The organism is Streptococcus pseudopneumoniae (assembly GCF_001072315.1).
Classification (GTDB): Bacteria; Bacillota; Bacilli; order Lactobacillales; family Streptococcaceae; genus Streptococcus; species Streptococcus pseudopneumoniae_R.
In genome coordinates, this window is the sequence record NZ_JVLI01000152.1 from 24,049 (window position 1) to 34,424 (window position 10,376).

Sequence of the window (10,376 nt, forward strand, 5' to 3'; positions counted from 1 at the left end):
TGTTCAGTAATGAATTTTGCCTTAAAGGCTTCAACCAGTATATCTCCTGTTGTCATATGTTCTAAAGAAAATTCTTCTACATATGGTTTAACATCTCTTAGATTATTACTTCCTAATATCCCATTATGCTTTTTCGCTAAGGAAATAGAAGCTGCTTCTCCCTTACCAATAACCTTGTTACTATCATGATTTCTTGTTAAATCTCTATATAATGCGTATTCTTCAGTTCCAATGTCTATGCTCACAATCTCAGCTGAACCCTTAGCTACTAACTGGTCTATCCTAGATTTTAAATGGGGAATTGTAGGTATATTGATTTCATCATACACCTCTTGTGGAATAACAATTTTACCCGAATAGAGCTTTTCTAAAAGATGTTCAGTGCCAACCCATAAAAATGCTGAAATACAATCTGTATCAATAAATACACGACTAGTCAAACGACAACTCCCCCTCTTCATCTAGCCCATATACAATATCATATCTGAAAGCATCTAATAGCAGTTCCTCATACTTCCCTTGCGAAATTCTGTTATTTTCTAAAAGTTGTTCAGTCGATTTAATATAGTGTCCTAATACCATTTCCTTTTTACTTTCTGACAAAGGACGATATAAACTTGTATCATAGCCTAATCTTGAAGCTGTCTCTATAACACTAATATCCATATTTTTAATTTCTTCTGCATCAAGGTATCCATCATTCCGCAATCTATATAACATAGCTTTATGACTGATACCATAAAACTGACCTAATTTTATAATATCTTCTACTTCAAGATGAGTTCTATTGGCATTTTCTCTGATTTCCTCAACCATCCTATACAGTGAAGATGGGGAAATTAAAAAATAAGAAGCAAACTGATCCGCTTTTCTTTCAGTTTCATCTCCTTCACCAATCAAGATAAGACTGACTGAACTCTTCTTCACCTCATCATAATAAAGATGATACAGTTCATGTGCTAAAGAAAATCTTTGCCTTCCTAATGACATGTCTGAATTGATTACAATGAGACTGGACTGAGTTCCTTTATAACAGACTCCGCTAATATTCTTTCCGAGTCCATAAAATACCAGCGTCAAATTTTCTATCTTTTGTACCAATTTAAAAATATCTATCGGCGCTTCACCATCAGCTCCCAACTTTTTTCTAAGATTTGAAGCTTTATTACTTAAATCCATTTTATCAATCATTTATTTTGTCTCCAATAGCTGATCTATCTCAAATTGATTCAATACAATTTTATTGATTTTCGCTAAAACTTTAAGATCTTGGTCTACTATTTTATTTTTTCTAAACGATATGACACACTGTTGTTCAGCTTGTTCGCCAAACAAAAGATATTCAACCGTACAGCAAAACAGGGCAGATAGTTTCTCAATAACATCCGACGTGATATTCCTTTCACCTTTTTCCATTTTGGCAATCATGCTTTGATTCAAAGACAAATATTCAGCAATCTTATCTTGAGTAAGATTTGAAGATATTCTAAGTTCTTTTATTCTTTTTCCAACATCACATACATTTATCATATTCATACACCTCTCATAAAAAGAATAGCACACCCTTGTCATAAAGTCAATTTTTTAAATAAAAAAATTATGACAAAACAAGAAAGCAATTTATTGATGTTGCTTAAAAATCCAAAAGTGATGATATTAAACCTATTTGATGAGTTCCTATCAAAAATCATATCTTCAACCTCAAAACAGTACTTAAAGCTATCCGACTCGGTTTACATTGTCAAATTTAGATTTTATTTGAGCATAGCTTTCTAGTTTGCTTTTTGATTTTTATTTAATATAGTAGCAAAAATTGAAGGAAATATCTCCACAAGAAAACGCATACTATTAAGCTTTTTCAAGACCTAATAATATGCGCTGTTCTGATTTGAAAGACACTCCATTATTATTTTACTGTTATCAAGCCTTCAGGCTCGACTGTAAATTCTGGTTTTTCTGCTATCGTGCCATCTTCTTTAAGGTAATACCAGCCATCATTTGATTTGACAAAGGCATTAGAAACCATGTCCCCATTTTGACTATCAAGATAGTACCAAGTCTCCTTGTATTTGATCCAGCCTGTTTTCATAGCACCTTCTCCATCGAAATAGTACCACTTCTCAGCGATTTTCTTCCAGCCTGTAGCCATTTCGCCTGACTGGTCAAACCAGTACCAGTTGCCGTCTGTGTGCTTCTTCCAGCGGTCTGCAAGCATATATCCTGAACCGTCAAAGTAATACCAGGTACCATTGACTTTCTCAAACTTATCTTTTGGATAAGAACCATCTGAGTGTACATACCAGGTGCCAGTATCGTTCTGTTGCCATCCTGCTTCAATCGTCAAGCCGTTTTCAATATCCTGCTTAAACTGCTCACGGCTAATACCCCATTTGGCAAGATAAGGATAGGGGTCAATGTGATCTGAGTTGTTGTCAGGTTGGTTATTGGTACAATATTCGTGTGTCTTGATACCTGCCAAGTCGTCTGTATCAAGTGTTTTCGGTATACCAGCTTCATCCGCTAGATTACGCAAGAGTTCGATATAGAGACGATAGTCAATCAGAAACTCTTCTTTTGATTCATGGCTTTCAATCAGTTCAACTTGTGCATAACCTTCTGCATTCCAACCACCCCCAACGTCCCAGGCACCATTATCAACAGGTCCTACCTGCATAACACGACCATTACCGACTACGTGAGAAAAGAAGCCCAATTCAGGATCTTTTCTGTAATGGTAGTCAGCCTCATTTTGAACCGTTGAGTTACGGTTGCCTGTGGAATGGGCATGGACTTGCCTATATGGTTGCACGCCGACTTGAGGCAAATCTGTTCTTAATTTACTCACATCAATTTCCATATTCTACTCCTTATCAATTAAAACAACTTATTTTTTACAATCCAGAACCAGAAACTCCTTTATTTCTACCTTACAAAGAAGACAATCCTAGTCACGATTAGGCTTGTAGATAGAACTTCAAAACGCACTATTTTGACACTGTAAATAGGAATGACAAGGTCTGCATTCTATCTACAATAACACCCTAGACTAAAAAGCTTTTCAAAAGTATATTTTTACAGTCTCTATATGTCCTTTTCATAAATACTATACTTTATTATATCATATAAAAGAAGTCAAAAGTCTGTTAAACTGTTTTCAAGACCAAACTAAAGAGGAGAACACAAGTTTTTTCGATTTTCACTAGAGGAAAGAGATTTTATTCAGCAAATCGAGCTATGATGACACTTTTGTTGCCAATATGGTCTTGCCTTCTTTTATCAAGGGGTGACGAAACAGTGAGAAATACAGTTGAATGGTCATGGCAACCCAGATAAGGGGTTCGCAAAGGATAACTCCCTTATAGCCTGCCCAAGGGATAATCAAGACCACAAAAGCGATTTTCCCGATTAGTTCGATAAAGCTGGAAACCAGCGGAAGGACTTTTTGCCCCAAGCCCTGCAAGCAGTTGCGATAAATCAATAAGAGACTCAAAATAGGATAAAAGGCTGAGCTGATTTGCAGATAGAGACTTCCATTTTCTATCAAGTAACCATCTATCGAACTAGCCAAGAAGGAAACCAAGGCTGGACTGGCAAAAAAGAGGAAGACACAAACAAAAATTGCCCAGGACATACTTAAACGACTGCCGATTCGAAGTCCTTGAACAATGCGGTCTGGTTGCTTAGCACCAAGATTTTGCGAAGCATAGGTCGTCATAGAAGCAGAGATAGCGGTCATAGGAAGAAGGGCGAAAGCCATAATGCGTCTAGCCGCCGTCTGGGCACTAATAATCACTGCACCAAAGGTATTAACAGAAGACTGTAAAATCACGCTGCCGATGGACACAATCGAACTCATCAAGCCCATAGCCAAACCTTGCTCCAAGAGATCGACGTATAAGGCCTTGTCCCATTTGAAATGCTTGAGTTGAGGCAAAAGTTCTGGCACATTCTTACGGATATAATAAAAGCAGAGAACCGCTGATAAACCTTGCGAAATGATGGTAGCAAGTCCCGCAGATTGAACTCCCAGATGCAATTGCGTAATAAAATAGAGATCCAGAACCACATTGACAAGAGCAGAGAAAATCAGAAAACCAAGGGCAGCTAGACTGTCCCCAATAGACCGCAACAAGCCTGCAAAAAGATTATAAGCAAAGCTGACACCGACACAGGTCACAATCATAGAAATATATTGATAAGATTGATGAAGAATTTCTGCAGGAGTATCTAGGTACTGTAAAAGAGGATACAAACCAAGAAAGCCCAGCAACATCACTACAATACTCAAAAGAGCCCCTAAAATCCAGGTGGCTGCTACTGCTTCCTTGATTTTAGTGAAATTCCGAGCCCCGTAATAACGGGCAATGACAATCCCCATGCCATTGCCAACACCAAGCGTAAAGCCTATAATCAAGTCAAAAATCGCTGTCGTCGCCCCTACTGCAGCCAAGGAATCTTGACCCAGAAATCGCCCAACAATCAAGACATCAGCAGTGTTATAGAGCTGTTGAAAAATATTAGACAGCAAGATTGGGAAGGCAAAACTCACAAGCGAGGGAAGAATCGGACCATGAATCAGGTCCACTGTTCGTTTTTTATTCATAAGGCTATTATATCAGCTTTCTAGCAGAGCGACAAGAAACAGCAAACTATGCGTGAGCAGAAAACCAGAATAAGGAATCGAAAAAGTAGCGGATTTTCTCCACTACTTTAACAGCTTATTCTTCAATTTCGATTTCAAGCTCATCGCCTAGGTCAAGAGTTACTTCTTCATTCACAGAATCTGCTTGAACTGCTTCATCTTTTTTGTTTTCAGTATCTTGTTCTGAAGCTTCTTCTCCATCAATCAAACCAAATTTAGAACGTACTTGCTTATCAATGTCATCAAAGATTTCTGGGTGATCTGCCAAGTATTTCTTAGCATTCTCAGAACCTTGCCCAATTTTTTCATCTTTGTAAGAATACCAAGCTCCTGCTTTTTTGATGATATCCAAATCGCTTGCAATCTTCAAAAGCTCACCAGTCTTAGAAATTCCTTCTCCGTACATAATTTCAACTACGGCTTCCTTAAACGGTGGAGCTACCTTATTTTTTACAACCTTAATCTTAGTTTCTTTACCGACATTGGTTTCTTTTTGGTCACCAGTTCCCTTAATTTGTGTATTACCACGAACATCCAAACGCACTGAAGCATAGAATTTCAGAGCACGTCCACCAGGTGTTGTTTCTGGATTTCCAAACATCACTCCAACTTTTTCACGCAATTGGTTGATAAAGATGGCAATTGTTTTGGTTTTATTGATAGAAGCACCAAGTTTACGCATGGCCTGGCTCATCATACGAGCCTGCAAACCAACGTGGTTATCTCCTATATCTCCATCAATTTCCGCACGAGGGACAAGGGCTGCAACTGAGTCGACCACGACAAGATCTACAGCACCTGAATCAATCAATTTTCCTGCAATCTCAAGACCTTGCTCTCCTGAGTCTGGTTGTGACAAGAGCAATTCGTCAATGTTAACACCAAGAGCCGCAGCATAAGCTGGATCGAGGGCATGTTCCGCATCGATAAAGGCTGCAATCCCACCTTCTTTTTGCGCTTGTGCAACTGCATGAAGGGCAACCGTTGTCTTACCAGATGACTCTGGCCCATAGATTTCGATGATACGTCCCTTAGGATAACCACCTGAACCAAGGGCAATGTCAAGAGCTAAAGAACCTGAGCTCATCACTTGCACCTTTTGCTCGGCACGTTCACCCAAACGCATGATTGAACCTTTACCAAAGTCTTTCTCAATCAATTTAAGAGCGTCATTCAAGGCCTTTTCACGTTCTGCCCCAAATTTTTTTGAAATTTCTTCTAATTTTTTTGGTTTTTTCGCCATTCTATTCTCCTACATTCTAATGGTCCTCAGACCTGTCTACTATTATATCAAAAGTTAGTCACTTAATAAAGCCTTGCGAACTAGGTTAAAGGCATGCATAACCGCAATGTGACGTACATCTGCTCGGCTTCTGCCTCCAATATTCACCTTGATAACCTCAGTTCCTTGCTCTTGAGCCAAGCCTATAAAGACTGTCCCAGCTGGGTGCCCTTCTAGGCTATCTGGTCCTGCTACTCCAGTCAAACTAATGCCAAAATCTGACTGGGTCTTGCTTCGTGCCTGCTCAGCCATCTTCTGAGCTATAAATTCAGACACCACACCGTGCCCTTCCAAATCCTTGATAGGAATATCCAACATCTTCGATTTTTCCTCCAAGCTATAGGTCACAAAACCACCCTTAAATATACTTGAAACTCCAGAAAAATTCGCCACGGTCGCTTGGAAAAGACCTGCTGTCAAACTCTCTGCAGCCGTGATAGTTTTCCCTTGTTTTTTCAGTTCTTCTACCACAATGCTGGCTAAACTAGTTTCTTCCCCATAACCATAACAAAGGTCTCGTAAAGAAAGTCCTTCAAAGGTCTGGCGATCCAAGATTTGATGTTCAAAAATATCCAGCACTTGATTCGCTTCTTCTTGACTGCTAGCCTTTGTTGACAGACGCAAGGTTACCTCTCCTGTCTTAGCATAAGGTGCCAAGGTAGGATCGGTTTGATTATCAATCAAATCAGACAAAATCGTAACCAACTGACTTTCGCCAATCCCAAAGAAACGAAGAACTCGGGAATATAGCTTACTCCCTGTCATCAACTTAGGTAGAAGTTGGTTTAAGACCATAGGTTTCAATTCACTTGGTGGACCTGGAAGGACAACATAGGTCACTCCTTCAACCTCTAACATTCCTCCCACAGCCAGTCCTGTTTCGTTTGGCAGTGGAGTCGCTCCTTCTACAATTTGAGCTTGTCTTTCATTATTCGGTGTTCGGGCATAGTCTGGTCTCTGGGCAAAAAAGACATCCAACTTCTCCTGGGCCTGAGGATCGAAGACTAATTCTTTCCCTAAAAATTTAGCCAGAGTTTGTTTGGTCAAATCGTCCTCAGTTGGCCCCAAACCACCTGTCAAAATCACCAGACTGCTACGTTGACTGGCAATCTCAAGCAGGGATAAGAGACGGGCTTCGTTGTCTCCTACAGCCGTCTGAAAATATACATCTACCCCAATCTCTGCTAATTTTTCCGATAAAAACTGGGCATTAGTGTTGACAATCTGTCCTGTCAAAATCTCTGTTCCAACAGCAATGATTTCTGATTTCATGTTTCCTCCTACCTATCTATTCGTATTTTTTTGAAAAAATCGCAGGAAATTTCCCACGATTGATTTTTTTATTTATAGTAAGAAAGTTAATTGTCTTCGTCACCAACAGGTGTTCGTCCAAATAAATCTTCAAATAAGACAACATTTGTTTCAAGCTGAGTGACTTCTTCTTGTCCCAAAGAACGTCTCAAAAGATTCTGCATTTCCAACATGTGGTTTCTCGTAACAATTTGATAAGAAACGCCTTGTAGCATCTCCCCTTCACCCTTCAACTGTTGTGTTTCAATGGTTTTAAATGAATCTTTGTAGCCCAACAAGCTTGGAATACTTTTCGCAGATAAATCAATATTAGTCTGCATATTAGTACTTAGGGCTTTTAAGATAGGCTGATAGTGACTGACACTATTTAAACTAAGAACTTTTTCAACAACTTTTTGAATGACTTCACGCTGACGCTTCTGACGTCCGTAGTCCCCTTCTGGATCTTGATAACGCATGCGTGAATAAACAAGCGCTTCTTCTCCATTTATTGTCTGTTCTCCAACGCCGATAGAAATGGTGTTAAATTCTTCTTGATCACTGATAGAAATCGGGAAACCTAGTGTATTATTGACCGTAATACCTCCCACTGCATCGACCAATTGTTGCAATCCTTGCATATTAACCATAATGTAGCGATCGATATGGATATTCATCATCTTTTGAATTGTTTCTATAGCAAGTTCTGCTCCACCACCAGCATAGGCAGCGTTTAGCTTCGCTTCTTCAATACTACCATCTTTATGTTGAATTTTAGTCAGGATATCACGTTCCAAACTCATCATCGTCGTTTTCTTTGTGTGAGGATTGACAGTCAGCAAAATCATACTGTCACTATTTCCAACCCATTGATCTGTACGCTCTACATTCCCAGTATCAACCCCCATTAACAGAATGGTCAACGGCTCTGTTGCTTCAATAACCTTGGTTTCTTCCCCTATTTTTTTATAGGTTTTTGCCAAAGTCTCTGTACCTTGCTGATAAATAGTATAAGCAAAAACACCGACACCCAAAACTGTCACAGCTAGAAAAGCTAGCACCATTCCAATAATTTTTTTAACCATATTTCTACTAATCTATCAGTTTACCCATCAAGTAAACATCGATAAATTTCCCTTCTTCTATATATGCCCCACGCTCTTGGCGACCTTCAATTACAAAACCATATTTTTGATACAGATGAACTGCTGCTTGATTACGAGTTTGGACAGTCAGTTGGAGACGACGCAGAATGCCACTTGCTTGTGCCCACTCTATCGCTTCTTCTAACAAAAAACTTCCCAAGCCATTATTCCAATATCTTTTTCCAATCACAATGAAGAGATCTCCAATGTGACGGACTCTCTTGCGCTGGTCAGCTGTAATATTTACAATACCAGCAATTTTATCATTTAAGAATGCAAGTAAGGTTATCTGATTGTCCGAACTAGCTTGCTTGTTGAGGAATATTTCCATCTCCTCACTGGTCAAGAGAATACCATCTCTGTCTAGGCTGGTAAAATCTGTTTCTACACTGACACGATTTAAAAAGGCCACTAATTCAGCTGCATCTTTAGGCTCTGCTTCTCTAATGAGCAATTCATACTCCATGTTGAAGCTCCTCTAAAAGCTTTTCTGCACGCAAACCCTTTGCCTGAAAATTTAAACGGCGTCCATCTGCTTCTTTTAGAATTTCCAATTCTAAATAAGCATCAGGTAAGGCATCACCTAAGAGATTTCCCCACTCGATGACAGTCACCCCACCACCAAAGAGAAACTCATCCAAATCAATAGAATCCGCATCTCCTCCAATACGATAAACATCTAAATGGTAAAGTGGAAGACGCCCCTCATACTCTCTCACGATAGTATAGGTGGGACTTTTAATCATTTGAGAAATCTGCAATCCTTTTGCAAGTCCTTTAGTAAAGGTCGTTTTACCTGCGCCCAGTTCTCCAGTTAAGATTAAAACATCATTCTTTGCTAATAGATGACCCAAACGCTCCCCTAAGGCTTGTAGCTCTTCTTCATTTTTTGTGTACATACTCTTATTATACCAAAAACTTTTCTTTTGTGTCTATTTTCATGCTAAACTTACCATCATAACATCCATAAAAACAAGCTTTCTCTAAAAGAAAATGAGCGTAGCAATGACCAATACAAGATCTCGGAAAATATGACCATAAAAGGAAACTTCCTTTTTAACAGAATTTGGGACAAGATAGGCGGCAAAAAACAAACCCAGTCCAATATAAATCAGAAGAGAGACAATGGTCATTGGATTTCTTAAGAAGAGAAGTGTTGCTAAAATAGTCACCAAAACTGTCTTTTTTCTATCTAGCATAGCAAGCAAATCGCGCATGTATTTTTTCAAGGGTAAAAAAATCAACAAATCTAGTCCAAATAGGAAAAAGAAGGATGGCAATAAAAAGTCAACTAATTCTTGCTGCAACGTATTTTTGATGAACAAGTTATCTGACAAGACAAGAACAGCTCCTAACAAATTAATTAAGAGTAACATACTATAAAAAAGCTTCACTGACTGCTTACTGGCTAGGACACTATGAACTTCTTGCTTACGGGTATAAAGATAATTTACTCCAGCACAGATTCCTGAAACGAAGACCATACTTCCGATGAAAAAAGCTGTACTTTGTTTAAAGGACAAGATGCATTCCTTCCATAGGAAACAGCTACTCAAACTGATTTGAATTAAAGCTAACAAAAATAAGATTCTCATTGATTTCATCTTTTCTCTCCCTCCCTACCAATCATTATACTAGGAGAAAAGAGAGAACTGTTTTCAATCTTCTCAAATGTCTCTTTAAGACCCTAAACAAACACGAAAGGCTGATACTCAGTAAAAATCAAAGAGTAAACTAGGAAGCTAGTCACAGGTTGCTCAAAACACTGTTTTGAGGTTGGAGATAGAACTGACGTGGTTTGAAGAGATTTTGGAAGAATATAAATTTGAAATAAGGCTGATAGTATTCATTTCACTATCAGCCTTACAGGTTATTTAACGTTTTAGAAAAACTATAATGTCAAGATTAACTAAACAGTATCTAATTCCTTCAAATAATTTTCTATCTTCATCAGCATTAAAGGATTGTTATAAATCTTACATAACTCTCTTGCTTCTATATAATAATTTTTGACTTG

Annotated in this window: 10 protein-coding genes and 2 pseudogenes; all 12 read right to left on the reverse strand. The window is 38.6% G+C overall.

The window, feature by feature from the left end:
* Positions 1–17: 17 nt before the first annotated feature.
* Positions 18–440: pseudogene (locus tag ADH54_RS07935) on the reverse strand (hypothetical protein); the annotation flags it as partial.
* Positions 433–1,179, reverse strand: a complete 747-nt coding sequence (locus ADH54_RS07940; protein WP_306291438.1) for an ImmA/IrrE family metallo-endopeptidase — start codon at positions 1,177–1,179, stop codon at positions 433–435. The pseudogene ADH54_RS07935 and the gene ADH54_RS07940, both read right to left, overlap by 8 nt.
* 12 nt (positions 1,180–1,191) lie before the next feature.
* A complete protein-coding gene (locus ADH54_RS12625; protein WP_001056000.1) occupies positions 1,192–1,536 on the reverse strand; it encodes a helix-turn-helix domain-containing protein in 345 nt (114 codons plus the stop codon).
* 370 nt (positions 1,537–1,906) lie between these two features.
* Positions 1,907–2,857 (reverse strand): N-acetylmuramoyl-L-alanine amidase family protein, encoded by a 951-nt coding sequence (locus tag ADH54_RS07950; protein ID WP_049524692.1) that lies wholly within the window; start codon positions 2,855–2,857, stop codon positions 1,907–1,909.
* A gap of 375 nt (positions 2,858–3,232) precedes the next feature.
* A complete protein-coding gene (locus ADH54_RS07955; protein WP_049524693.1) occupies positions 3,233–4,603 on the reverse strand; it encodes an MATE family efflux transporter in 1,371 nt (456 codons plus the stop codon).
* A gap of 115 nt (positions 4,604–4,718) precedes the next feature.
* Positions 4,719–5,885, reverse strand: coding sequence for a recombinase RecA (recA, locus tag ADH54_RS07960; protein WP_049524694.1), 1,167 nt, complete (start codon positions 5,883–5,885; stop codon positions 4,719–4,721).
* Positions 5,886–5,939: 54 nt separating this feature from the next.
* On the reverse strand, positions 5,940–7,196 hold the full coding sequence (locus ADH54_RS07965) for a competence/damage-inducible protein A (RefSeq protein ID WP_049524695.1): 1,257 nt from the start codon (positions 7,194–7,196) through the stop codon (positions 5,940–5,942).
* Positions 7,197–7,282: 86 nt separating this feature from the next.
* On the reverse strand, positions 7,283–8,299 hold the full coding sequence (gene brpA / locus ADH54_RS07970; protein ID WP_049524696.1) for a biofilm formation/cell division transcriptional regulator BrpA: 1,017 nt from the start codon (positions 8,297–8,299) through the stop codon (positions 7,283–7,285).
* Positions 8,300–8,306: 7 nt separating this feature from the next.
* Positions 8,307–8,825 carry a GNAT family N-acetyltransferase gene (locus ADH54_RS07975; protein ID WP_049524697.1) on the reverse strand — a complete coding sequence of 173 codons (519 nt, stop codon included), beginning with the start codon at positions 8,823–8,825 and terminating at the stop codon, positions 8,307–8,309.
* Complete coding sequence (tsaE, locus tag ADH54_RS07980) at positions 8,815–9,258, reverse strand: tRNA (adenosine(37)-N6)-threonylcarbamoyltransferase complex ATPase subunit type 1 TsaE (protein WP_049524698.1); 444 nt, start codon at positions 9,256–9,258, stop codon at positions 8,815–8,817. The genes ADH54_RS07975 and tsaE overlap by 11 nt, the downstream gene beginning before the upstream one ends.
* 84 nt (positions 9,259–9,342) lie before the next feature.
* Positions 9,343–9,963 (reverse strand): hypothetical protein, encoded by a 621-nt coding sequence (locus tag ADH54_RS07985; RefSeq protein WP_049524699.1) that lies wholly within the window; start codon positions 9,961–9,963, stop codon positions 9,343–9,345.
* Positions 9,964–10,268: 305 nt separating this feature from the next.
* Positions 10,269–10,376 (reverse strand): annotated as a pseudogene (locus ADH54_RS11490) (transcriptional regulator); the annotation flags it as partial.

What these genes read in the sequence shown, in the direction of transcription:
- brpA (WP_049524696.1), bottom strand. Translation starts at nt 8,299, where the DNA reads ATGGTTAAAAAAATTATTGGAATGGTGCTAGCTTTTCTAGCTGTGACA.
- ADH54_RS07950 (WP_049524692.1), bottom strand. Translation starts at nt 2,857, where the DNA reads ATGGAAATTGATGTGAGTAAATTAAGAACAGATTTGCCTCAAGTCGGC.
- ADH54_RS07955 (WP_049524693.1), bottom strand. Translation starts at nt 4,603, where the DNA reads ATGAATAAAAAACGAACAGTGGACCTGATTCATGGTCCGATTCTTCCC.
- ADH54_RS07940 (WP_306291438.1), bottom strand. Translation starts at nt 1,179, where the DNA reads ATGGATTTAAGTAATAAAGCTTCAAATCTTAGAAAAAAGTTGGGAGCT.
- ADH54_RS07965 (WP_049524695.1), bottom strand. Translation starts at nt 7,196, where the DNA reads ATGAAATCAGAAATCATTGCTGTTGGAACAGAGATTTTGACAGGACAG.
- recA (WP_049524694.1), bottom strand. Translation starts at nt 5,885, where the DNA reads ATGGCGAAAAAACCAAAAAAATTAGAAGAAATTTCAAAAAAATTTGGG.
- ADH54_RS07975 (WP_049524697.1), bottom strand. Translation starts at nt 8,825, where the DNA reads ATGGAGTATGAATTGCTCATTAGAGAAGCAGAGCCTAAAGATGCAGCT.
- ADH54_RS07985 (WP_049524699.1), bottom strand. Translation starts at nt 9,963, where the DNA reads ATGAAATCAATGAGAATCTTATTTTTGTTAGCTTTAATTCAAATCAGT.
- ADH54_RS12625 (WP_001056000.1), bottom strand. Translation starts at nt 1,536, where the DNA reads ATGAATATGATAAATGTATGTGATGTTGGAAAAAGAATAAAAGAACTT.
- tsaE (WP_049524698.1), bottom strand. Translation starts at nt 9,258, where the DNA reads ATGTACACAAAAAATGAAGAAGAGCTACAAGCCTTAGGGGAGCGTTTG.